13 protein-coding genes and 1 pseudogene are annotated in these 24,554 nt (G+C 60.7%); 10 read left to right on the forward strand and 4 right to left on the reverse strand.

Annotation, left to right across the window (positions count from 1 at the left end; genetic code table 11):
• Positions 1 to 7 precede the first annotated feature (7 nt).
• The 4 genes and pseudogenes from ISS99_RS02705 (at position 8) to ISS99_RS02715 (ending at position 12,869) form a co-directional block, all read left to right on the forward strand.
• The gene (locus tag ISS99_RS02705) at positions 8 to 985 is read left to right on the forward strand and encodes a DedA family protein/thiosulfate sulfurtransferase GlpE (RefSeq protein ID WP_284343849.1); all 978 of its coding nucleotides are present in this window, start codon (positions 8 to 10) and stop codon (positions 983 to 985) included.
• Positions 986 to 1,517: 532 nt separating this feature from the next.
• Positions 1,518 to 1,613, forward strand: a pseudogene (locus ISS99_RS23730) (ESPR domain-containing protein); the annotation flags it as partial.
• Positions 1,614 to 1,637: 24 nt separating this feature from the next.
• Positions 1,638 to 11,090, forward strand: a complete 9,453-nt coding sequence (locus ISS99_RS02710) for a YDG domain-containing protein (protein ID WP_239537597.1) — start codon at positions 1,638 to 1,640, stop codon at positions 11,088 to 11,090.
• 69 nt (positions 11,091 to 11,159) lie between these two features.
• Positions 11,160 to 12,869, forward strand: coding sequence for a ShlB/FhaC/HecB family hemolysin secretion/activation protein (locus ISS99_RS02715; RefSeq protein WP_204630041.1), 1,710 nt, complete (start codon positions 11,160 to 11,162; stop codon positions 12,867 to 12,869).
• Between the two features lie 88 nt (positions 12,870 to 12,957).
• Here the strand turns inward: ISS99_RS02715 and ISS99_RS02720 are convergent, their stop codons facing one another.
• Positions 12,958 to 13,803, reverse strand: coding sequence for a substrate-binding periplasmic protein (locus ISS99_RS02720; protein WP_204630042.1), 846 nt, complete (start codon positions 13,801 to 13,803; stop codon positions 12,958 to 12,960).
• A gap of 165 nt (positions 13,804 to 13,968) precedes the next feature.
• Here ISS99_RS02720 and ISS99_RS02725 point away from each other — a divergent pair, with 165 nt between their 5' ends.
• Positions 13,969 to 14,358, forward strand: coding sequence for a tetratricopeptide repeat protein (locus ISS99_RS02725; RefSeq protein ID WP_204630043.1), 390 nt, complete (start codon positions 13,969 to 13,971; stop codon positions 14,356 to 14,358).
• Between the two features lie 93 nt (positions 14,359 to 14,451).
• Entirely contained in the window at positions 14,452 to 16,047 is a 1,596-nt protein-coding gene (locus ISS99_RS02730) for a tetratricopeptide repeat protein (protein WP_204630044.1), read from the forward strand.
• Here the strand turns inward: ISS99_RS02730 and ISS99_RS02735 are convergent.
• Complete coding sequence (locus ISS99_RS02735) at positions 16,025 to 16,339, reverse strand: hypothetical protein (RefSeq protein WP_204630045.1); 315 nt, start codon at positions 16,337 to 16,339, stop codon at positions 16,025 to 16,027. The two genes, ISS99_RS02730 and ISS99_RS02735, sit on opposite strands and share 23 nt — an antisense overlap.
• 47 nt (positions 16,340 to 16,386) lie before the next feature.
• Positions 16,387 to 16,656, reverse strand: a complete 270-nt coding sequence (locus tag ISS99_RS02740) for an XAC0095 family protein (protein ID WP_204630046.1) — start codon at positions 16,654 to 16,656, stop codon at positions 16,387 to 16,389.
• A 772-nt stretch (positions 16,657 to 17,428) separates the two neighbouring features.
• Here ISS99_RS02740 and ISS99_RS02745 point away from each other — a divergent pair.
• The 3 genes from ISS99_RS02745 (at position 17,429) to ISS99_RS02755 (ending at position 21,150) form a co-directional block, all read left to right on the forward strand.
• Entirely contained in the window at positions 17,429 to 18,115 is a 687-nt protein-coding gene (locus ISS99_RS02745) for an HAD family hydrolase (protein WP_284343850.1), read from the forward strand.
• A gap of 132 nt (positions 18,116 to 18,247) precedes the next feature.
• Complete coding sequence (gene pgm, locus ISS99_RS02750; protein WP_204630047.1) at positions 18,248 to 19,900, forward strand: phosphoglucomutase (alpha-D-glucose-1,6-bisphosphate-dependent); 1,653 nt, start codon at positions 18,248 to 18,250, stop codon at positions 19,898 to 19,900.
• Between the two features lie 227 nt (positions 19,901 to 20,127).
• Complete coding sequence (locus ISS99_RS02755; protein ID WP_204630048.1) at positions 20,128 to 21,150, forward strand: cupin-like domain-containing protein; 1,023 nt, start codon at positions 20,128 to 20,130, stop codon at positions 21,148 to 21,150.
• 84 nt (positions 21,151 to 21,234) lie between these two features.
• On the opposite strand, the gene ISS99_RS02760 is transcribed toward ISS99_RS02755, so the two are convergent.
• On the reverse strand, positions 21,235 to 22,920 hold the full coding sequence (locus ISS99_RS02760) for a DUF2334 domain-containing protein (protein WP_204630049.1): 1,686 nt from the start codon (positions 22,918 to 22,920) through the stop codon (positions 21,235 to 21,237).
• A gap of 520 nt (positions 22,921 to 23,440) precedes the next feature.
• Here ISS99_RS02760 and wecB point away from each other — a divergent pair.
• Complete coding sequence (wecB, locus tag ISS99_RS02765) at positions 23,441 to 24,553, forward strand: non-hydrolyzing UDP-N-acetylglucosamine 2-epimerase (RefSeq protein ID WP_204630050.1); 1,113 nt, start codon at positions 23,441 to 23,443, stop codon at positions 24,551 to 24,553.
• Position 24,554 lies beyond the last annotated feature (1 nt).

Here is a 24,554-nt window from a genome sequence, read left to right on the forward strand (position 1 = left end):
TTTCCCGGTGACGCATGCGATTATCGAGCTGATCGCGCAATACGGCCTGTTGCTGGTCTTCCTCAACGTGCTGGTGGAGCAGGCCGGTGCGCCGGTACCCGCCGTGCCTACCCTGGTGGTCGCAGGGGCGCTGTCGTCGATCGGCCGGCTTCCGCTGGGGGCCGTGGTGTTGTCGGCGCTGGTTGCCTGCCTGGTCGCGGACCTGGCCTGGTATTGGGCCGGGCGGTACTACGGCGCTGCCGTGATGCGCACGCTGTGCCGCATTTCCTTGTCGCCGGACTCCTGCGTAAAGCAATCCGAACTGCGCTTTCAGCGTTGGCGCGGCCGCCTTTTGCTGATCGCGAAATTCGTGCCCGGACTGTCCACGGTTGCACCCCCGCTGGCGGGAGCGATGAAACTTGAACCCTGGGTATTTGCGTGGATGGATGCGGCCGGTTCACTGATCTGGATCGGCCTGGTGGTCGGCCTCGGTTATGCCTTCGCCCATCAGATCGATCACGTACTGCTGTTGCTTGCCAGCGCCGGCACGGTGGCGGTGGAGTGCCTGGTGGCCGCCTTGATGGCCTACGTGCTGGTGAAGTGGTGGCAGCGTCGCAAGCTGTTGTTGTCGCTGCGCCTGGCGCGCATCACGGTGGACGAACTGCATCGGCTGATGCAAGAAGATCAAACGCCCGTGGTGGTCGACGTGCGCTCGCAAGCATCGCGCCTGATGGATGCGCGCATCATTCCCGGTGCGCTGATGGTCGATCTGCGTGGCGTCGAGCAACAGCTCGAGCAGGTATCGATCGACCGGGAAGTGGTGATCTATTGCAGCTGCCCCAACGAGGTATCGGCGGCCAAGGCGGCGAAAGGGCTGATGGTGCTGGGCTATCGCCGCGTGCGTCCGCTGTTGGGTGGGCTCGATGCATGGGCCGATGCCGGTTATGGTGTTGAACACGTGGTGCTGCAAGACGATCCGGCGGCTCAGCCTGGACACGTGCATTGAAGACGTTCGTTTTGAATTGTTAATGCATTTTCACTAATGTGAATTAGACGTTTAGACGTTTATATTCGGTGTTCATGCGCTTATATCCGTTGTTTTTTTTGTTTTGCTCGATTTAGAATCGCTGCGCGCCGTTCATTCGGCGTTTTGAATTTCGGCAGTTGCTCTGGCTGTCTGGGGCCGTGTCGGGGGGGCATGGTGTGAATGAATCACCCGTTCTACATCCGCGTAGCGGATGTGGGGCTGCTCGTCACGAGAGGGATTTTCATGGCTGCGAGTGGGAGGATGCCCACAGTAGGTCCATGTTGGGGGAGTAACTGGCGAACTCATTGCGCCAGTGACGTTTTTCTTTTGGGTAATGCCAGCGCGTCCTGCGCAAACGCTTCAGGCAAAACCGCATTCCTGCATCAGGGCGGAGTTCGCCGCCCGTTTCTCGCATTCTCCTTTGTAGCTCATGTCTTGTCGGGTCGTGGTTGCGCGCTCCGTCTGAAAGTGCGCGTGCCTCGGAATCATCCATGCACCGGTGCTTTGAGCCATGAATCACATCTATCGTCTGTGTTGGAATCGTGCCAGCGGGCAATGGGTTGTCGCGTCTGAACTGGCGAATGCCCGTTCACTAGGCGCCAATGCGGGCAAGCGACCAATCAGGCATCGAATGTTGGTGCTGTCCGTGCTCGCGGCATCGCTGTGCGCTGCCGGCGCGGCCTATGCCGGCAACGGACCGGTGGGCGGACAGATTGTCGGCGGCTCGGGGCAAATCCGGCAGGTCGGCAACACCACGACCATCGTGCAAACCAGTCCGACGCTCAGCCTGAATTGGCAAAGTTTCAACATCGCACCTAATCAGACGGTGGATTTCCTGCAGCCGGGCAGTAGCGCGATTGCGATCAATCGCGTCTTCAGCAGCACGCCGAGCGAAATCTACGGTCACCTCGATGCCAATGGACAAGTCTGGTTGATCGATCCCAATGGCGTCCTGTTCGGCCAGGGTGCACAGGTGAATGTGGGGGGACTGGTCGCTTCCACGCTTGATCTGCAAGACGACTCGTCGCTCTCGGGCAACCGCGTATTCGAGGGCTCCGGCAAAGGCAGTGTGATCAACGAAGGCTCCATCGTGACTGCCCAGGCGGGCTATGCGGCCTTGATCGGCAACCAGGTTTCCAATCGCGGAGTGATCAGCGCACAACTGGGTACGGTGGCCTTGGCCGGTGGCAGCGCCGTCACCCTGAGCTTCGCCCACAATCAGTTGCTGCACGTGCAGGTCGACCAGAGCACCCTGAACAATCTGGCGGAAAACCGGCAATTGATCGTTGCCGATGGCGGTCGAGTGATCATGACGGCAGGTGCCAAGGATGCGTTGCTGGCAAGCGCCGTCAACAACACCGGCCGGGTGCAGGCGCAAACCGTCCAGAACCACAACGGCGTGATCACCCTGTTGGGTGGCATGACGGACGGCACCGTGAATGTGGGCGGTACTCTGGATGCCAGCGCGCCGAACGGCGGCAGCGGCGGCTCCATCGAGACGTCGGCCGCACAATTCAACCTGGCGAACGACGCGCACATTACTGCCGCGGCGGAGCAGGGCAAGGCCGGCACCTGGCTGGTCGATCCTACTGACCTGACCATCAATGCCGCGGCGGCGACAACGATTTCCAGCACACTCAACGGCGGCACCAACGTTACCGAACAGACCACGGCCACCGGTGTGACCGGCGTGGGTGTGCAGACGGGCGGCCTGGGCGACATCAACGTCAACGCGGCGATCAGCTGGACCAATGCCGCCGCGAGCCTCAGCCTGCTGGCGTATCACGGCGTCAACGTCAATGCATCGGTCAGCGGCGCCGGCGGTGTCACCATGTATGCGCAGGGCGCCAACTTGACGATCGCATCGGGCGTTTCAATCGTCGGCGCCACCGGCGTCACCCTCGCGACCGGCGCCAACTTCGTCAACAACGCGGGCGCATCGGCGGTTTCTACCGGCACATCCTCGCCATGGCTGATCTATTCCACCAACCCGACCCTGGACACGGCCGGCGGCCTCAAGCCGCAATTCATTCAGTACAACGCGGCTTACGGCACCGCACTCACAGCGAACGATGTCGGCAATGGCTTCCTGTACAGCCTGGCGCCGGTGCTGAAAGTCACCGGGCTTACCGGCACGATCAGCAAGGTCTACGACGGCACCACCAGCGCGACCATTGCCGGCGCAAACCTGACCACCACCGGGCTGGTCAACGGCAACAAGATCGTGAGCGCGCCAGGTACGTATGGCAACGCCAATGCCGGCACCGGCATTTCGGTGACCGGCCCCAATTCGATCGCCAACTTCTCGATGACCGACAGCACCGGCAGCATCCCGGTCTACGGCTACAGCTTTTCCGGTTCCGCGGTCAGCGCCAACGTAGGCACGATCACGCCGGCGCCCATTACGGTATCCATCGTCGGCAACCCCACCGAGGTGTATGACGACACCGTGCAGACGACGGTGACGTCCGCCAATTACCAGGTGAGCGGATTTGTCGCCGGGCAGGGCGCCACGATCAGCTCGCAGACGGCGAACAGTTACGCATCGCCGGATGTCAGCAATCACGATTTGATCACCGCAACGCTGACCAGCACCGACTTCATCGCTGCCGCCGGCACCAACCTGGGCAATTACAGCCTGCCGGCTACCGCCACGGGTTATGGCACGATCACGCCGGCGCCGGTATCGATCCGCAACGTGCTGGCGACCAACAAGGTCTATAACGGCAACACGGTCGATACGCTCAATGCAGGTAGCGCATCGCTCTACGGCATATTGGCGGGCGATGCGAGTTCGGTGACGCTGAACGCATCCGGTGCCAGCGGCACCTTCAGCCAATCCAACGTGGGCAACGGCTTGACGGTAACGGCGAGCGGATTCGCGCTCAGCGGCAGCAAGGCCTTCGATTACGCACTGATCCAGCCCACCGGACTCATGGCGAATATCTCGCCCGCCACGCTCACCATTACCGGCGTGAGCGCCAACAGCAAAGTCTATGACGCTACCAATGCCGCCACCTTGAACCTCGGCGGCGCCACCTTGAGCGGACTGGTTGCAGGCGACAACGTCACGCTGTCCGGTGCGGGCGCCAGCGCCACGTTCTCGCAATCGAACGTCGGCAACAATCTGGCGGTGACGGCGAGCGGTTTCAGCATCAGCGGGTCGGCCATCGGCAACTACATCCTCAGTCAGCCATCCGGACTTGCGGCGAACATCACGCCAAAAGCGCTTAGCGTGACACTCGGCGGCGATCCGACCAAGATCTACGACGGCACCAACGCCGCCACGCTGCCCGGTTCGAATTTCACCGTCACCGGTTTCGTGGCAGGGCAAAGCGCCACGGTCGGCCAGAACAGTACCTCGACCTATGCCACGCCCAACGCCGGCAGCAACATCACGGTGACGGCAACGCTGGAATCGTCGGATTTCGTAGCCGCATCCGGCACGTCGATGTCGAACTACAGCTTCCCGTCGAGCGTCAGCACCCTGGGCACGATCAATCCGATCGTGTTGACCGGCGCCATCGTCAACAACCCCACCAAGGTCTACGACGGCAATACCAATGCGTCGTTGAACACATCCAATTTTGCGCTGGGCGGATTGCTGCCCGGACAAAGCATCAGCGTCAACCAGACCAGCGGCACCTACGGTTCGCCCAATGCGGGCGTGGAGCCGGTCAGCACCACGCTCACCGCTTCCAACTACAGCGCCGGAGCTGGCACGCTGCTCACCAATTACGTGCTGCCGGCCTTGATGAGCGGCTACGGCACGATTACTCCCGCGCCGATTTCGCTCAGCTTCAATGCGGCGATTACCGGCAACCCAACCAAGGTTTACGACGGCAACAACGTTGCCACCGTTGCCGCAAACGGGTTCACCCTGTCCGGCTTCCAGGGTTCCGATAGCGCCACGGTCAACCAGACCATCGTCGGGCAATACGCCACGGTCAACGTGGGCTCGCAGCCGGTGACGGCGAACATGGTCCAGGCGGATTTCACGCCAGACCCTGGCACCAATCTCAGCAACTATCAGTTCCCGATCACCGCCTATGGCACCGGCACCATCACGCCGGCGCCGTTGACCGCTACCATCATCGGCAATCCCACCAAGGTCTACAACGGCACTACCAGCGTTTCGCTCAGCGGCAACAATTTCCAGATCAGCGGCTTCGTCAACGGCGAAGGCACCAGCTTCACGCCCAATGCAACGAGCAGCTACAACAGCCCGAACGCAGGTACCGAAGGCATTACTGCGAACCTGGTGGCCAGCGATTTCACGCCCAATCCGGGTACCTTGCTCAGCAATTACACTTTGCCGACGACCGCAACCGGTACGGGAACGATCACGCCTGCGCCGTTGTATGTCACCAACGTCTACGCTAACAACAAGACTTACAACGCCAATACGGCGGCAACGCTCAACGTGGCCAGCGCCGGGCTCGCCGGCCTGGTTTCCTCCGATGCGGGCAAGGTCGACCTTGCTTCGGCGACCACGGGCACGTTCTCGCAATCGAACGTGGGCAACGGTCTTGCCGTTACCCCAGGCGCTTTCAGCATCAGCGGCTCGGAAGCGGCCAACTATACGTTGGTGCAGCCCACGGGACTGGCCGCCAATATCACGCCGGCACCGCTTACCATCACCGGCCTCATCGCCAACAACAAGGTGTATGACAACACCACGGCGGACACACTCAATACCAGCAACGCTGCGCTGGGCGGCGTTTTTGCCGGCGATACGGTGACCCTGTCGTCCGGCGGGGCGACCGCACAGTTCGGCCAGACCAACGTCGGCAACAATCTTGCCGTCTCGGTCAGCGGCTTCAGCATCGGCGGAGGTTCGGCTTCCAATTACACGCTCACGCAACCGGGCCTCACCGCCAATATCACGCCGGCACCGCTGACCGTCACCGTCACCGGCGATCCCACCAAGACCTATAACGGCAACAGTGCCGCGACCCTGGTCGCTTCCGACTACACGATTACCGGATTCGTGGCCGGGCAGGGCGCCACGCTGCCGCAGACGGCAAGCGCCAGCTACGCCAGCGCCAATGCCGGCACCAATGTCACCGTGAACGCCACCTTGGCCCTGTCCGACTATCTGGCCAATGCGGGCACCAATCTTTCCAACTACATCTTGCCCACGACAGGCACCGGCACCGGCACGATCAACCCCGTCGTGCTGAACCTTACCGGCCAGCGCGTCTATGACGCGGCCACCGATGCCGCCTATACCTTGTTCGGCAAAAGCGGTGTGCTTACCGGCATCAATGGCGACACGCTGCAATTGGGCGGCACCGGCCAGCTGTCGACCAAGAACGTCGGTGTGCACCAGCCCTTCGCTGCCGGCGGTTTGAGCGGTTTCACCTTGAACGGCATCGGCTCGGCCCTCGCCAGCAATTACACGCTGGTCGGCGGCACGGACTGGGTAACCATTACGCCAGCCACGCTGACGGTCAGTGGTACCACGGTCACCACCAAGGTCTACGACGGCACTACCACGGCGAGCTTGCAAGGGTCGACGCTCACCGGCGTATTGGGCAGCGACAGCGTCGTGCTGGGCAATGCCACCACCGGCAAGTTCAACAACAAGAACGCCGGCAACAACAAGCCGGTCAGCACCAGCATGACGATCAGCGGCACGGATGCGAGCAACTACATCATCGTGCAACCCACGGCGCTTACCGGCACCATTACGCCGCTGGCCATTACCGTCACCGCCAGCGGCTTCAACAAGTATTACGACGCCACGACCAATGCGAATGTCGCGCTGACCAGCGCCGGGATACTGGCCGGGGATAGTGTGACCTTCACCCAGAGCTCGGCCGCGTTTAGCCAGAGCAACGTCGGCAACAACCTGCCGATCGCCGTCTCGGGCATCACCGCCAGCGGCAAGGATGCGGGCAATTACACGTTCAACACCACCGCAAGCACCAGCGCCGATATTTTTCAGCGCATCATCAACCTCAGCGGTACGCGCGTGTACGACCAGAATAACGACGCGACTGCAACCACGCTTACCGGCGGCACCGGTGTAATCAATACCGGTATCGCCAACCAGACTCTGACTTTGACCGGGGCGGGCACGGTATCGAGCGTGAATGTCGGCACCTACACGGGCAGCAATTTCACGCTGGGCGGCCTGGCGCTCGGAAACGGTACGGGAACCGCCAGCAATTACACCCTGGTCGGCGGTACCGATACCTTGATTGTCACGCCCTATCTGTTGACTGTCAGCGGTGCGACGGCGCAGGACAAGGTCTACGACGGCACCACCACGGCCACCATCACCGGCGCCACGCTGTCCTCGCCGTTGCCTGGTGATATCGTCTCCCTCACCAATGCCACCACTGGCACATTTGCCGGCAAGAACGTGGGTACGGATATCGCGGTAAGCACCAATATGGGCCTTGCCGGAACCAGTTCCGGCAACTATGCATTGGTCGGCCAGCCTTCCGGGCTGGAAGCGAACATCACACCCAAGACCATCCTCGTGGATGCCACCGGGGTGAACAAGGTCTACGATACGACCGACACGGCAACGGTGATCCTCGGCAGCAGCGGCGTGGTCGCTGGTGATGCGGTCACCTTCAGCGACAGCTCTGCGCTGTTTAACAGCCCGAACGCCGCTGCTGGCATTCCGATCAGCGTGACAGGCATTACCGCCACCGGCGCCGATGCGGGCAATTACAGCTTTGCTACCACGGCAAACACCGCGGCGAATATCACGCCCGTGGTGATCAACCTGAGCGGGTCGCGTGTCTATGACGCCGGCACGGATGCGGATGTTTCGCTGTTCGGCAATAACGGCGTGGTCGATGGCATCGGAGGCCAGACGCTGCAATTGGCCAACACCAATACCAATGCCCTGGTGTCAAAGAACGTCGGCTCCGAAGCGTTTGCGCCGGGCGCCATCAACAATTACTCCCTGGGCGGTCTCAACGGCGCGCTTTCAAGCAACTACACCCTGATCGGCGGCACCGATACCGTCACCATCAGCAAGGCCACGTTGACCGTCACCGGGACCGTAGCCGCCAACAAGGTGTACGACGGCAATACCGACGCCAGCTTGAGCGGCTCGCAACTAGTCGGCGTACTCGGCACGGACAACATCACGCTCGGCAACGACAGTGCCGGTACGTTCGACACCAAGAATGTCGGTAATGGCAAATCGGTCGCCACCGCCATGACGATCGGGGGCAGCGACGCCGGCAATTACAACCTGGTGCAGCCTGCGGACGTCACCGCGGATATCACGCCCAAGCCGATCACGGTGGTGGCGACGGGCAGTGCCAAGACCTACGATGGCACCACCGCCGCCACGGTGGGCTTGAGCAGCAACGGCGTCGTGGCCGGCGATACAATCAACTTCAGCGACAGCTCGGCCAACTTCAATTCGCCCAACGCCGGCGCCAACGTCGGCATTGCGGTGGATGGCATTGCCGCCAGCGGTGCCGATGCCGGCAACTACAGTTTCAATACCACGGCCAACACCAGCGCCGCCATCAACCCGGCCATCATCAATCTGATCGGAACCCGGGCCTACGATGGCAACAACGACGCCAATGCATCCTCGTTCGGCACGAATGGCATGGTTACCGGCGTGGACGGCCAGACGCTGCTGCTTACCGGCACCGGCACGTCGCTTACCTTCAATGTAGGCACGTCTCCGCTTGCCAGCCTGGGCAGCCTCGCCTTGAACGACAACGGCAGCGCATTGGCCAGCAACTACACCCTGGTGGGCGGCGTCGATACGCTTGTCGTCACGCCGTATGTCATCAATCTCGAAGGCACGCGGCCGTTCGATACGACGACCAGCGCCAATTTCAATCTGTTTGGCAACCATGGCGTGGTGCAAGGCGTAGCCGGTGAAACGCTGTCATTGAGCGGTGCGGGCGTCGCATCGAGCGCGAACGTAGGAACCTACACAAATGCCCCGAACTTCAACCTCGGCACGCTGAACATGATCGGTAATGGGACCGCCCTGGCAAGCAATTACACGCTGGTGGGTGGAACCGACACGCTGCACATCACGCCATACCTGATCAACCTCAGCGGCGTACGCGATTTCGACGGCACTACCGATGCGCAGGCTGCGCTGTTCGGTAGCAACGGCGTATTGACCGGGCTCGGTGGCGAAACCCTGACCCTGAGCGGTTCGGGCACGGTATCGAGCAAGAATGTCGGCACCTACACCGGAGCGGATTTCAGCACCGATGGCCTCACGCTTGCCGGCAATGGCTCTGCGCTTGCCAGCAATTACACACTGACGGGTGGTACCGATACGCTGCAAATCAATCCACGGCCGATTACGGTGACGGCGATCGGCGGCAACAAGACTTATGACGGCACCACCAGTGCCTCGGTCAACTTGAGCGGCCAGGGGCTGGTGGGCGGTGACGTCTTGAGCTTTACCGACACGTCCGCCGACTTCAGCCAGTCAAATGTGGGTACGGGTGTGGCGATCACCGTCAACGGCATTACAGCGGTTGGCGCGAATGCCTCCAACTACACGTTCAACACCAGCACCACGACCAGCGGCAATATCAGCCCGGCCGTGCTGAGTTTGACCAGTACCCGCGTCTATGATGCCACCACCAACGCCGACGCGAGCCTGTTCGGCAACAACGGCGTGTTGACCGGTGTCGATGGGCAGACACTCACGCTTTCCGGCACGGGCACGCTCAGCACTAAAAATGTAGGTGAGCGGCAACCGTTTGCCTTGAATGGACTCAATGGCTTCACCCTTACCGGGGACAATGGTGCGTCCGCTGCCAATTACACCTTTGTCGGCGGTGACAACTGGGTGAATATCACGCCGGTTACGTTGTATATCACCGGAGCGACAGCTACCGATCGCGTGTACAACGGCACCACGCAAGATGCTGTAACAGGCGCGCAACTTTCCGGTCTGCTCGGCGGTGACACCGTAACGTTGGGCAATGCCACGGCCGGAACGTTTGCCAGCAAGGACGTCGGCACCAACAAGACGGTGACCACCGACATGACGCTCGACGGCACCGATGCCGGCAACTACATCCTGGTACAGCCGACCGGATTGACCGCCAACGTCACGCCGTTGGCCATTGCGGTAACCGCGACCGGCACCAACAAGGTCTACGACGGCAATACGCTGGATACGGTAGGCCTTGGCAGTTCTGGTGTGATTGCCGGCGACCAGGTGGATTTTGCCAGCACGTCGGCCAATTTCTCCGACAAGAACGCCGGCAATGGCAAAGCGGTAACCGTCGACGGCATCAGCGCCAGCGGCGCAGACGCAGGCAACTATGTGCTGCTCAATACCACCACGACGACCACGGCCAATATCACGCCGCTAGCCATCACCATCAGCGCGACGGGTACCAACAAGGTGTTCGACGGCAACGATATCGATACGATTTCGTTGTATGCCAACGGCGTATTGGCTGGTGACCAGGTGAGCTTCGCGGATTTGTCGGCGTTGTTCGGTGACCCTAGTGCGGCCAACGGCAAGACGGTGACGGTTTCCGGCATCACCGGCAGCGGCGCGGATATCAGCAACTACACCTTCAACACCAGTACCACCACGATCGCCAATATCACGCCGCTGCCGATTACGATTACGGCACAAGGCACCAACCGCATCTATAACGGCACCGACAACGACACGGTGAGTTTGAGCAGTAACGGCACCGTGCCGGGCTTCCCCGTTGGCATCACCGATACCTCGGCCTTGTTCGGCTCGCCTTATGTCGGCGATGGCAAGCTGGTGACGGTGTCGGGTATCAGTCTCAGCGGACCGAATGCGGGCGACTATGTGGTCACCGATTCGATCACCACCACCGATGCCGATATCATCGACGTGGGCTACTTGAATACCGGTATCCAAGGCAGCTGGCTCGCGCAGATCGATGGTGCGCTGTACCCGCAGGTCATTGCCACGCCCTACGGCACGGCGGACATGTCCGCGGTGGGTGTGTTCAACGGCAACCAGAAGAAGCGCCATCGCCCGATCGAGCGCAACGTGATCCGCACCGATTTCCATTCCGGGCTTCCCGTCAGTGTGCAGAACGGAGGGGTAAGGCTGCCCACCGATGCGTCTCCTTAATGAGCAAGCCATCACGTGGCGCAGCAGATGGCGCCGCCCGACTAAAACAACAACAGTGCCGGTGCCCACATGAAGCCGATACACCGTACGGTTCCACCGCTCAGCCTGCTTTGCCTTGCACTTTCCTTAGCGCTGGCCACCACCGCGGCCAGCGCACAAACACGCGGCACGCCGCCGCCCAATAGCGGCCAGATTCTGCAAGAGACGCAACCATCGATTCCGCCGGGGCCGCCGTCGGACAATTTGAAGCTGAAGATCCGCCACCCGCATCGCAACAACACCGCCAGCAGCGAAGCGTTTCCGGTGCGCCAGATCGAGATCACCGGCAACACCGCCGTACCCACGGCCACGTTGCATGCGATCGTTGCGCCGGGGGAGGGCAAGAACCTCACGCTCGGCGATCTCGACGACCTGGCCGACCGCATCAGCGATGCCTATCACGCCCGCGGTTATCCGCTGGCTACCGCCTACGTGCCGGCGCAAACCCTGCAAAACGGCGTGGTGCGCATCGCCGTGGTAGAGGCGCATTACGGCCAGGTTACCTTGCAAAACCAGAGCGAAGTTGCCAATCACGTCTTGAACGCGACCTTGTCGCCGTTGCAATCGGGACAGCAGGTCAGCGACTTCACGCTGGAGCGTTGCCTGCTGCTGCTGTCGGATGTGCCCGGTGCGATCGTCAATTCCGTCATGAGGCCAGGCACGGAAGTGGGCACGTCAGATCTGGTGGTGGATGTGACCTCGGCGCCGCGTTATACCGGCACGCTTGGCCTGGACAACTATGGCAACCGCTATACCGATCCAGTGCGCCTCAGCGGAAGCTTTGCCGTCAACGGGTTGTTCCATCAGGGTGACGTGCTGGATTTCAGCGGCGTGTCTTCCGGTAGCGGCATGAGTTATGGCCGCGTCGGGTACCGTTATTTGTTGAACGGGCAGGGCACGGTGCTGGGTGTGGCAGCCACCGACCTGGCTTATCACCTGGGCGATGGCCTGCAGGACTTGCATGCGCATGGCACGGCGCAGGTCGGCAGCATCAACCTCACGCAGAACTTCATCCGCAATACCGCAGGCAATCTGTATGCGCAGGTCGAGTTCGATCACAAGCGCCTGCGCGATGACATCGACGCCGAATACATCGAAACCAATCGCCATGCAAACACGTGGACGCTGACTGTGGCCGGCGACCAGCGCGACGTCACCGGCGTCACCAATTTCAATATCAGCGGCACCCACGGCCGGCTGTATTTCGACAACTTCATCGCCAAGTTCATCGACTACTTCGGTGCGCAGACCGCCGGAAGCTACACAAAATGGGATTTTTCAGCCTCCCGCCTGCAACAGCTGGACGACACCAATGCGCTTTACGCGGGTTTTTCGGCCCAGCATGCCAACAAGAACCTGGACACCTCCGAGCAGTTCTACCTGGGCGGCCCCACCTCGGTGCGCGGTTATGACGTTGGCGTGATATCGGGTGCGCAGGGCAATCTGGCGACGTTCGAATATCGCCACGATTTCACCTTCTCAATGCTGCCTGGACCCTGGCAGGCGTCGGCATTTGTCGACAGCGGCCGCGTGCAGCAATACAAGATCACCTTCTACCCGGGACCAAACAGCGCACGCTTGAATAGCGTCGGCCTCGGCCTGCATTGGGCCGCGTCGCACGATTGGATAGTAAGCACCAGCATTGCCAAACCGTTCGGCAACCATCCGAAGCTACTTGGACCGCAGGATAACGGCGGCGTGGCGCGCTTCTGGTTCCAGGTGCAGAAGGGGTTCTACTAGAACTGACTTGCACCCTCTCCCCTTCGGGGAGAGGGCTGGGGTGAGGGGCCACTCTTGCGACTGCACTCGGCAGCGGCGTCCCACACGGTTACATCAGCTCAATCCACGCCGCACTGTGAATCCAGAATTCCTTGCGCGACTGTATCCACCCGGCGGCATCTTCATAGATCAGCCATGCGTTGAGCACGTCGGCCAGATCCTGATCGCCAGGGCGCACGGCAAAAGCATGCGCCGTCTTGCCGTAGGTGCTCACGTCCAGCGTGCGCAGCTGATCGGGATAGGAATGGGCGAGTGCGTCCGGCAACGGCTGCTCGGCAATCAGGCCATCCAGCGTACCGCTGCGCAGGTCCTGGATCGCCTTGCTTTCGTCATCGATTTCCACCAGCTCGCTATTGCCCAGATATTCCTTGGCGGTTGCCGCGGTGACCGTGCCCGACAGCACGCCGATCTTGTGCTTGCCTGCACCGGTTTCCAGCGTAAGCAGGTCGTCCTTGCCCAACGCCTTGCGATTCACCACCAGCCCCAACGAGAAATTGCCGTAAGAGTGGGTGAATTTCAGCAGCAGGGCACGCTGCGGTGTAATGCTGAGCCCCGCGGCAAGCATGTCGAAACGACCGGCGCGCAGATCGTCGATGCCGCCAGACCAGGAGGTGGGTACAAACTCCACCTTCCAGCGCATGTCCTGGGCAAACTGCCGCGCCAGGTCGATATCCAGGCCGATCCATTGCCCATTCTTGTCACGCAATACCCAGGGCGCATTGAGCGCCACGCCCACGCGTATCACCCCGCTCTTTTGAATGGCCGCCAGCGTATCGCCAGGCGCCTGCGCCGCGTGCGGCGATTTAGCCGTTGCTTGGGAAACCACCGGTGCATGAGCCCATGCACCGACCATCACGAGAGAAACCAGACAGACCACTACCTTGAGCAATCGCATGTCTATCCCCATGGGTTGGCGACGGCAGTCGATCCGTCGATTCGATATTCGGCCTAACGAGCGGGCTGCGCAAGGGTGATTTGCGCGTGTGACGTTATTATGCGAATGGCTTCCCGTTTAATGAACATCCAAGGGTGGAATTAGTGCGGGATTAAAGGAGGGGTGATGAGAAAAATGAAGCGCCGAGTTAATACATCCTTAGGAGAAGTGGGAGGTGACGCAAGAAGCTTGCTCGAGGAAGCTTGCGACCTGTTCGAGTCCGGCGAGCGCACGAGATCGGTCAAGCTGTTCCTGCGTGCTGCGAAGCTTGGCAGCCCCGAAGCTCAGGTCAATCTCGCTAACCTTTATGACGAAGGCGACGGAGTTCGTGCCGATTTCGATAAGGCTCGCCACTGGTATAAGCGTGCCATTGCAGCAGGGTGTGCCGAGGCGGCGCACAATCTCGGTGTTGGTTATTTCAACGGGGGTAATGCTCGCTGGGCACGACACTGGTTGCTCGTTGCCAAGTCCATGGGCGATGAAGATGCGGAGGAATGGTTGGGCAGGCTTGGGTAATCGATCCCGGTGCCAACCAGGTAACGTGAAAGCCGAGGTTTCCAGTCTATGATACGCAGCGACCGTTGATATCGGGCACAGGGGAAGGGACGTATGGATTCGGACCAGGAAGGCTTGGGGCTGTCGAAGCCGTCTGAGTCGCAGGGCAAGATCAAGTTGGCGTTGGCTGGGATATTGGGCTTTGTTGCGGTGGTCCTGGTGCTTCACCTCTGGTGGGATGGGCGTAATGCTGACCAGGCGGCTCAACAAGAGCGAAAGGGCGAGGCGGACTACAGAGCGTTCTTGGCAGCGGTGAAGACTGCGGATGGCATTGCCGACCCGCTTCAGCGTTGTCTGCAAACCCCGGATCTGCCGGGTAGCCACTGGAATGAGACAACGACGCGGGCGTATTGCCGGTTGCACGCGATAAAGGCCCTGTCATTGGCGGATATCGAGAACCTTTTGAAACAGGGCAAGGCTGCCGAAGTCGATCATGCTTTCCAGTCATACCTGGATGCGCAATTGCATGATCCCGATCAGCCTGGTGTCGTTGATGCAGCATTCGACGATGCCGGGTTCAATGATTCAAACGCACATACTCGTAGTGTGATCGAGCTGTGGAAGCAGCAGGAGCCACAAAGCGCCTTTGCACTGGCAGCTAGCGGCATGCAGTATTTTGATGCCGCTCAGCAGGCAAGAGGATTTGGCTGGGCGCGCGATCTGAACGATGATCAGATCCAGGGTATGGATCAGCAATTGGTCTTGGCACGAAGGGATCTGGATCAGGCGGTTAGCTTGATGCCAACGCTTGTCGCGGCCTATTCATCCATGATCTCCGCCGGCGCGCTGGATAGTGACGGCGATTACATGTACCAGGCAGCCGCATCCGGTCTGAAGCAGGACCCTGCAAATTTCGCTATTCGCAGGCAGATGATGAGTAATGCGCAAGATAAATGGGGCGATATGTTTGGCGGCCTGCTGGAGCAAGTGCACGAAGACCAGAGCTTGGTGGGCCGGAATCCTCTGTTACGTATGGTCGTGCAAACCCCGGCTGTTTATCGGGCGACCTGCTACTGCAATTATCCCCAATCTCGTATCAATGAGCTGGTTGTGCAGGCGGCCGACAAGAATCTCAGTGCTTCCGGTCTCATTTCTCTCGCTTCGAAGGTTGACGGCCCGAACAATCGCGAAGCAGTGGAACTCTATAGCGAGGCGCTTCGTTTCAACCCGACCAACGTCGATGCGCTCCGGTGGCGCTCGCAAGACATGATTGCGCTAGGTGACAGTAAGGGTGCTATAGCCGCCTTTGCGGCAGTAGCGAAGCGCTTCCCGGAGAACAATGCCATGCAGGCACAGCTTGGCAACATTTACGCCCAGGCTGGCGATGTGAAGGACTCTGAAGCGACGCTGCTCGCCGTGCTCCAGCGCGATCCTGATAACTACGATGCGCTGGGTTTGCTGGGCGATCTCTACAACCATGCCGGGCGTCAGCCGCAAAAGGCAGAAGTGATGGCGGATACGTTGATCAGTAAATATCCCGACAAAGCTGCGGGATATATCGTGCGCTCCTGCAATCAGATGGATCACAACCTTCCCGGTGTCTACGACACCATCCACTACTTCATCGATCATTTTGGCGACGATCCGCAGTGGAAGTCGCAGACGGCGGAGATGCGTGGTTATTTGCTCAAGCATCCTGAGAAGGTTTGATGGTCCGATAAGTCGTTTTGGGGCCCGTTGCTCCCGAGTAACTGCGGATATGACGAATTTTGATTTGAAAGGGGTGTTCAAGGAGCGCCGATTTGCAGGCGTTCGCTTGTGGATTTACACGTTCCCATTTGCATTCATCGGCTTTTTGTTCTTCATGATGGGTCTGACGTGGCTCGGTTTGGCTTTGTTTTTGCTGGCGTGGATGGGGGCTGTCTTGGGTTTCTTCATTAATCTGTCGCGGTGGCGTGGTCGATAGCGCACTGTTTTGATAGGCGCCAAAAAAGCAAACCATGCGTTACCAGTGATTTGCCTTTGAATGATGCCCTCAACGAACCACCCTCAATGCGTCCGCGTTCCCTGCCGGCCCTGCACATAAGGCCGTGTCACCGCATCCAGCACCTCATCCACCAAGGTGCCGAAGTTCATGAAGCAGCTGCCTAACGATCCGCGTTGCATTTCCAGTGGGTGATCTTCTTCTTCCTGCGTGATCACCAGCACCATTGCCGCCATCATGTAGAGCTGGTCGCGGATGTATTCGAGTTTGTGGTGGGTTTCTTCTGACAGCGTGTAGTTGAGCCCCTGCTGCGGGGTCTCGTCGAGATCGTTCACGGTTTCGCTCCATGGGGTTAAGTCACGCCGTACATTGCGTACGGCGTGATGGGTGCAGGAAAAACCCTGCATACGGCGTCGCTATCGGCTGATAGCGGTTCGACGCTTACCCGGAGCTGCCCGGCATCGCACGTGCTGCGCGATGGTGAAGTAGTGGAAAACTGGCACGGCGGGGACACGCGTGCGTGTGGGTGCCTTAAGATCGGGCTTAGCCATTATCAACTTTTCCTTAGATATTCGGAGTTGGTGGTGGTCAGCGGGTCGTATGGGCGGCTACCCATGCGATCCGCGCTACTTCACATCAAAAGTCGGGTGTGTGGTGCCGATGAGCGAGGCGCGCACCCGACACGCTAAATTCTCCACACTGAGATCCTCCTGTATGTCGGCTGATGCCGACGAAGGGGTAAGAGTGGGCCAACTTGGTGATGCGCGGGATTTCTTCTTGGGTGGTGAAGTAGAAAGTGGGCAGCTTCGCGCTAGCCTTCAGCGCTGTCGCAAGCTCGGGCGACCCCTCCCCAGCCCTCCCCTGCGGCGCAGGGGAGGGAGCGAGTTGCGCAGGGTAGGGAGTGTGGGTTGTATGGGGCTGGGGGTATTTCAGAACGCCTACACGCATTTCCGGAAATGACGTTCACGTGAAGAAGGCTTAGACTGCGGGCTTCAAGGCCTTTACGGGCGAGCGGCGCCGCACCGCAAGCCCATGGAACGGCCGGCCGGTCGAGGGGGATCGATCGCGCGGGCTGGCAGTTGGCGGCGAATCCAAGTGGACATTGTTGTGAATTCAGCCGTAAACGCTTCTTCTACTGTCTTCCTGCTCGACGTCGACAACACCCTGCTGGACAACGACCGCTTCGCGTCGGACCTGCGTGCGCATCTCACGCAGCAGTTCGGGCAGGCGGAGTGCGATCGCTACTGGTCGTTGTATGAGCAACTGCGCGATACCGTCGGTTATGCCGATTATCTGGGCGCCTTGCAGCATTTCCGCCGCGACAGCGACAACCGCCCGGGCCTGCTGGCCACCTCGGCGTGGCTGCTCGATTATCCGTTTGAAGAGCACGTGTTTCCGCACGCGCTGTCCACCATCGATGCGCTCAACAAGCTGGGGCGTGCGGTGATCCTGTCCGATGGCGACATCGTGTTTCAGCCGCACAAGATCGATCGCGCCGGTATCTACGGCGCGGTGCGCGGAGAGGTATTGATCTTCGTGCACAAGGAACGCTCCCTGGATGCCATGCAGGAGCGTTACCCGGCATCGCACTACGTGATGGTGGACGACAAGCCCAATCTGCTGGCCGCCATGAAGCGCGTACTGGGCGACAGGCTCACGACAGTGTTTGTGCGCCAGGGGCATTACGCCGCGCAGGCCGATCTGGCCAGCCTCAGCCCCGCGCCAGACCACGTCATCGAGCACATCGCCGACCTGAAGGCGCTGGCTGGCGAGCTGGTGCCCGCGGCGGCCTGAACAGACTGCGACCCGTACGACAGGGGACATACCAACGATTTACGTACCGTCGCGGATAATGCGCGATGGTGCCCGTGCGGTGGATAAGCGCAGGGGCCGCATCATTCCTATCGACGCGATAAAGGTTGCAACGTGAACGCCAAAGTCGACAAGCTGGCCGGCAAAGTGGCCCTGGAATCCATGCTGGTGGATATCCCGAAACTGCTGGGGGCCTACGCCGACCTGCGTCCCGACCCGGCCGATCCTGCGCAGCGCGTCGCCTTCGGCACCTCCGGGCACCGCGGTTCTTCCTTCGACAGCAGCTTCAACGCTTGGCACGTGCTGGCGATCAGCCAGGCGATTTGCGATTACCGCAAGCTCAAGGGCATCGACGGTCCGCTGTTTATCGGCATCGACACGCACGCGCTGTCGCGCCCGGCGCTGGAGAGCGCGCTGGAAGTGCTGGTCGCCAACGAAGTGCCGGTGATGATTTCCGCCGGCGACGAATACACGCCCACGCCGGCCGTCTCGCACGCCATCCTGGTCTACAACCGCGGCCGCAACCACGGGCTGGCCGACGGCATCGTGGTGACGCCTTCGCACAACCCGCCGCGCGACGGCGGCTTCAAATACAACCCGCCCAACGGCGGCCCGGCCGATACCGACGTAACCGGCTGGATCCAGAAGCGCGCCAATGCGCTGCTGGAAAGCCAGCTCGAAGGCGTGAAGCGGGTGAGCTACGAGCATGCGCGGCGTTCGTCCTGGGTGAAAGAGCACGATTACCTGGGCCAGTACGTCGATGATCTCAAGCACATCATCGACTTCGACCTGATTCGCGGCTCGGGCGTGCGTGCCGCGGTGGACCCGCTCGGCGGTGCCGGCGTGCATTACTGGCGGCCGATCGCACAGCGCTATGGCATCGACCTCACCGTGGTCAGCGAAACGGTGGATCCCACCTTCCGCTTCATGACGGTGGACTGGGACGGCAAGATCCGCATGGATCCTTCCTCGCCGTATGCCATGCAGCGCCTGATCGCGCTGAAAGACGGCTACGACGTGGCGTTCGCCTGCGACACCGACCACGACCGCCACGGCGTGGTGGCGCGTACCGGCGGCTTGTTGCTGCCAAACAACTATCTGGCCGTGATGGTGGATTATCTCTATCGCCACCGACCGCAGTGGAGCGACCGGGCCGGCGTGGGCAAGACCGTGGTCAGCAGCTCGCTGATCGACCGCGTGACGCAGCGCCTGGGCCGCCGGCTTTACGAAGTGCCGGTGGGCTTCAAATGGTTTGCCGAAGGCCTGTTCGAGGGCTCGCTGGGCTTCGGCTGCGAAGAAAGCGCGGGTGCGTCGATGTTGTGCCACGACGGCAGTGTGTGGAGCACCGACAAGGACGGCATGGTGCCGTCCCTGCTGGCCGCGGAGATGACCGCACGCACCGGCAAGGATCCGGGGCACCTGTTCAACGATTTGACCGACGCGCTGGGCCGCCCTTACTGCAGCCGCATCGATGCGCCGGCCACGGGGCCGCAGAAGGCCAAGCTTTCCAAGCTTTCGCCACAGCAGCTGAAGAGCCGGGAGCTGGCCGGCGAGAAGATCGAGCTGGTGCTGGATCGCGCGCCGGGCAACGATGCGGCCATCGGCGGCATCAAGGTGATGTCGGCCAGCGGCTGGTTTGCGGCGCGTCCTTCCGGTACCGAAGAGATCTACAAGATCTACGGCGAAAGCTTCCGGAGCGAGGCGCATCTGCAGGCGATTCTGCAAGAGGCACAGGCGATCGTGGATGCCGCGCTCAGCGATGTCTGAGTGCGGCTTTGAGGCTGGCGAGTGGGCAAAATAGCCCTCTATTATTTGAAATAATTTGTATTATTTCAAATAGATAACATGATTTTTTAAAGTTATATCGACTCAGGGTGGCGGGTGCCGGAATGGCGACCGCAAAACCGGCTCCTCGCTCCCAGCTGTCTACGTATTTGCGACCGCCACTGCGATAAGCTCACCCATTCAGTGCCTGACAGCAGCGAGGGGTGGTCATGGTGCACGTCGAGTTGAAGCCGGTGCTCCACGTCAACGACGAATGGCGCCGCTGGATTGCGGAAAACCTGTTGCTGGACGGTCCGCCGCAGAGCATCTACGAGCAGATGCTGCGCGCGGGCATTCCACAGGATGAAGCAGTGCAGGAGCTTCAACAGGCGATGGCCAGCCCGTATATCGCGGGTGCGCAACGCTTGCGCAACCGCTTGGCCAAGCACGACTGGTTGCTCGATACGCAGCGCCACATGAATCGTCTGCGCGACACAGAGGTGCCGCGCCGGCACAAGCTGTCGCGCGCGGAATTCCTCGACGCGTACTACACCGCCGGGCGTCCGGTGATCATCACCGGCATGATGGACGACTGGCCGGCGATGACGCGCTGGAACCTCGATTACTTCAAGGAGCGCTGCGGCGAGCGCGAAGTGGAGATCCAGTTCGGCCGCGATTCGGATGCGCAATACGAGCTGCGCAAAACCGCGCACCGCAAGACGATGCCGTTCGGCGACTACGTGGAGATGGTGCGCGCTGCCGGTCACAGCAACGATTTCTACATGACGGCCTACAACGAAGGCTGCAACCGCCAGGCGCTGGACGTGCTGTGGCAGGACATCGTGCAGATTCCGGAATACTTGAGCGGCGACGGTCCCACGCAGGGGTTTCTCTGGTTCGGACCGTCCGGCACCATCACGCCGTTCCATCACGATCTCACCAACAACTTCATGGCGCAGGTGCTCGGGCGCAAGCGCGTGCTGCTGATGCCGGCGTGCGAGATCGCGCACGTCTACAACCACGAGCACTGCTTTACCCACGTGGACGGCCGGCAGATCGATCTGCAGCGCTATCCGGGCATGGCCGACGTGCAGGTGCTTTCGTGCACGCTCAATCCCGGCGAGGTGCTGTTTCTGCCGGTGGGGTGTTGGCACTTCGTGGAGGGGTTGGATGTCTCGGTGACGGTGTCGTTTACCAACTTCCTGTGGGATAACGACTTCATGGCTGAGTATCCGCAGCAGCAGGTGTTTTGATTTCTACCCAAAAGGGAGCCCCTTTCCCGAAGGAAAGGGGCTCTTCATGCCGGGGTCTGCAGGGTGGCCGCCGGCGATGAACCATCAGCCCTGCTTGATCACGCTCGCGGGCACGAAGGTGTAGCCCATCGCCTGCAGTCCTGACACGATCTGTTCGAGATAGCTGATATCCAGGTACGGGTGGAAGAAGAAACTCTGTACGACATCCTGGATCACCGTGTTGCAGTTTGCGCTGTAGAGAATGTCGGCAGGGAAACGTGGCGGGTTGTTGTTGAACTCGACCAATTCCACGTTGCCGAGCTGTTCGGGTATCACCACGGTGCCGAAAATGTCGCGTACCAGATAGGGATAAAACTCACCGTAGGCCTCGGTGTAGTTCGGCGTGCCGGTTCCGCAGTTGCCGTTCGGGCACCATCCTGCGGCAAACAATCCGCGCTGGTACAGGGCGGAGAAGTTCGAGTTGAAGACCTGGTAATCGATGGCTGACGCCGCATAGTGCGGTGGTTCGAAGATGGTCGGCTTCGTCAAGCCCGCTCTGCTCAATTCCAGCAGGCCGCTGGTGATGCGTCCCTGTGCCCACGATGCGGAGTCGACGGGAACCGGCGTATCGAGAATCACGTAGTTGGCAGAGTTGATGTGCGAAAGATAGAACTCGAAATCATCCGCGCTGACGCCACTGTAGGGGTCGTCAATGTTCGAGTATTGATGCGTGTAACCATGCATGATCAAGGTGCCGCCCTTGGATTGCATGTATTTCAGTGCACTGACCACGGCGGGTGATTGGTACATGTGAATGTACTGTGGCACGCCGTTGTTGTAATACCCGTTAGGGTCAACGTAGTACGGAATGACCGCCACGCTGAACGGGGCGTTCACGCTGTATAGGTAATCGGCGATGGCGCGCAGTTCAGTTGGATCGGCATCCGGTCCGACGTCTTCGATGCGCACCAGGGCACGTTTGCGCGCAGGCATGCTGGGGTTGGATATCTGGCTGACGAAATCGACCGCGGCGAGATAGCGATCATTGGGGCCGGTGTAGGCAAATGGAACTTCGCCGATGTAGGTGAGGTTGGCGCCACGCGTAGCCCAGTTGATGGTTCCGCCAGTGTCGTTGGTGGCGACCGCCAGCACTTGTGCCTTGGTCGGATCATTGATCACTGTTTGCAACAGGCCTGAAGGCACGGCCAGCGCGTTGCGTTCCAGCGCTACGCCCTTGTAGGTCACCGTCAAGGTGTTGGAGAAGTCGAAATACGTGGGCGTGAAGCCGTATTGCGTGGCGAAATCCGTGGCTTGTGCCGTCAACTGCCAGATGTTGTCGTTCATCCACAGCACCGGCTTGGTGGTCGCCAGCACATCATTCAACAGTGCGGTAGGCAAGGGCTCGCCATAGGTCGAGCCGATGTAGATCAGTCCCGTGTAGCTGTTGATTTCGCCGGAGACATAGTTCACGGCGGGGTGCATGGTGTACTTGCTGCCATGCGTGACGAGATTGCCGGCCATCACGGCATAGGCTTCGCCCAGCCAACCCCACTCGCCCGTCACGTCATACAGCACGAGTGTGTTCTGGTTCGGGTTTGCGCCAGGCGCGCCAGCGAAAGCGTTCGGTGCAAGCAAGGTTGCAGCGGTGAGCGCGTGCGTGACCGTGAGCGGCTTGGACGCCGGCGACGTCGTCAGTGCCTGCTTGGTCGTTATCTTCAGTGTCGGCAATGCCGCGCCTGGCGGTGGCGGTGGAGCAGGCAATGCCGCGCGATCGACGCTTGATGAAAACATGGCCTGTGCATGAGCAGCGGGCATCGGTACGGATGACGCGAGCAGTGCCAATGCGATGCCAACTAGGAAAGGCGGAAAACGAGATGGACCGCGGAGTGATGGTCTGAGCATGGGATTTCCCCTCGCACAAAAGACGACGACGACGCGCAACAGCGGCATGCTGCCCTGCGCGCATGGCTGTAAATGCGATTCAATCCTGAGAGCCCAGGCCCCTGTCCCGTGAAAGGACGCCTCGCCGCGAGAGAGCTTACGGCGAAGCATTGCGTTTGTCGACTAGCAAATTGATTAGATCGAGTCAATATGCCAGTAACGAAAATATCATGAAAATAATGTGTATGTTTAACGTCGAGTTGGCAATATAGCGATCAGCGCAGCTTCTTGCGTCAAAATCCCAGCGAATCTACCGATTCCGTCCACTCGGCAGAGACGCAGTCCGCTGCTCGCGACCGGGCATTAGGGGGCAAGGACAGGATGTCCGGGAAGCGGGGTGGCATCGCCGCCCCGTGCACGAGGGGGATGTATGCAGGACATCCTGATCGTCTCCGGCACGCGCCCGGAGATCATCAAGCTGGCGCCGCTTTACCACTGCCTGTGCGCATGCGGTTGGGCACGACCGCACTGGTTGCACACCGGGCAGCACGGCGAGATGGCGCGGCAGATGCTGGAGTGCTTCGACATTCTTCCCGACGTAACGCTCGAACGCGGCGGCGACGGCTTGTGCGAGTTCAGCACCAGCTGCCGCACTCACATCGATCGCGTGATGGCGGACGGAAGCTGGGCGCTGGTGCTGGTGCAAGGCGATACCGAAAGCACCTTCATCGGCGCACTTTGTGGCTATTACCGGCACATTCCCGTGGCGCACATCGAAGCGGGCTTGCGTACCTACGATCTGCAGCGGCCGTTCCCGGAAGAGGGGCTGCGCCAGATGGTCAGCCGCATCGCCAGCTTCCACTTCGCGCCGACCGCGCGCGCAGCACAGGCGCTGCGCGAAGAGGCCATTCCGGAAGAGCGCATCAGCGTCACCGGCAATACGGTGATCGATGCGCAGCATTGGATCGTGCGGCGTCATCAGTTGCGGCGCAGGCGGGAAGGGCGCGGCCATTTGCTGGTGACGGCGCATCGTCGCGAGAACTGGGGCAGCGATCTGCGCGAAATCTGCTACGCGATTGCCGATGTAGCCAGCCGTCATCCCGAGTTGGAGGTGCTGTTTCCGGTGCATCTCAACCCGGTGGTGAGCCAGCCGGTGCATGCCATTCTGGGCGGCTTGTCGAATGTGCACCTGAGTCCGCCGCTGGATTACCTGCAGATGCAGCAGGCATTGCTCGACGCCTGGCTGGTGCTGACTGACTCGGGCGGATTGCAGGAAGAGGCGCCTACCTTCGGCGTGCCGTTGCTGGTGCTGCGCACCGAAACCGAGCGCCCCGAAGCAATCGAAGCCGGTTGTGCGCGGCTCGCGGGCACGCGGCGCGGCACCATCGTTCAGCAGATCGAGGCCTTGTGGTCGAACGCCGACGCCTATCGGGCGATGGCCCATGCGGGCAATCCGTTCGGCAACGGCACGGCCAGCGTGCGGGTGACCGATCTGCTCAAGGGGGCACTGGCGGGCAAGGAGCGTTTACGCGAAGCCGGTTGAA

This window comes from Dyella mobilis, assembly GCF_016904945.1.
Classification (GTDB): domain Bacteria; phylum Pseudomonadota; class Gammaproteobacteria; order Xanthomonadales; family Rhodanobacteraceae; genus Dyella_B; species Dyella_B mobilis.

Bases quoted from the DNA above. Each gene is read 5' to 3' on its own strand.
- ISS99_RS02755 (WP_204630048.1), top strand. From the start codon at position 20,128: ATGGTGCACGTCGAGTTGAAGCCGGTGCTCCACGTCAACGACGAATGG.
- ISS99_RS02735 (WP_204630045.1), bottom strand. From the start codon at position 16,339: ATGGTTTGCTTTTTTGGCGCCTATCAAAACAGTGCGCTATCGACCACG.
- wecB (WP_204630050.1), top strand. From the start codon at position 23,441: ATGCAGGACATCCTGATCGTCTCCGGCACGCGCCCGGAGATCATCAAG.
- ISS99_RS02710 (WP_239537597.1), top strand. From the start codon at position 1,638: ATGTTGGTGCTGTCCGTGCTCGCGGCATCGCTGTGCGCTGCCGGCGCG.
- ISS99_RS02715 (WP_204630041.1), top strand. From the start codon at position 11,160: ATGAAGCCGATACACCGTACGGTTCCACCGCTCAGCCTGCTTTGCCTT.
- ISS99_RS02730 (WP_204630044.1), top strand. From the start codon at position 14,452: ATGGATTCGGACCAGGAAGGCTTGGGGCTGTCGAAGCCGTCTGAGTCG.
- ISS99_RS02720 (WP_204630042.1), bottom strand. From the start codon at position 13,803: ATGCGATTGCTCAAGGTAGTGGTCTGTCTGGTTTCTCTCGTGATGGTC.
- ISS99_RS02725 (WP_204630043.1), top strand. From the start codon at position 13,969: ATGAGAAAAATGAAGCGCCGAGTTAATACATCCTTAGGAGAAGTGGGA.
- ISS99_RS02760 (WP_204630049.1), bottom strand. From the start codon at position 22,920: ATGTTTTCATCAAGCGTCGATCGCGCGGCATTGCCTGCTCCACCGCCA.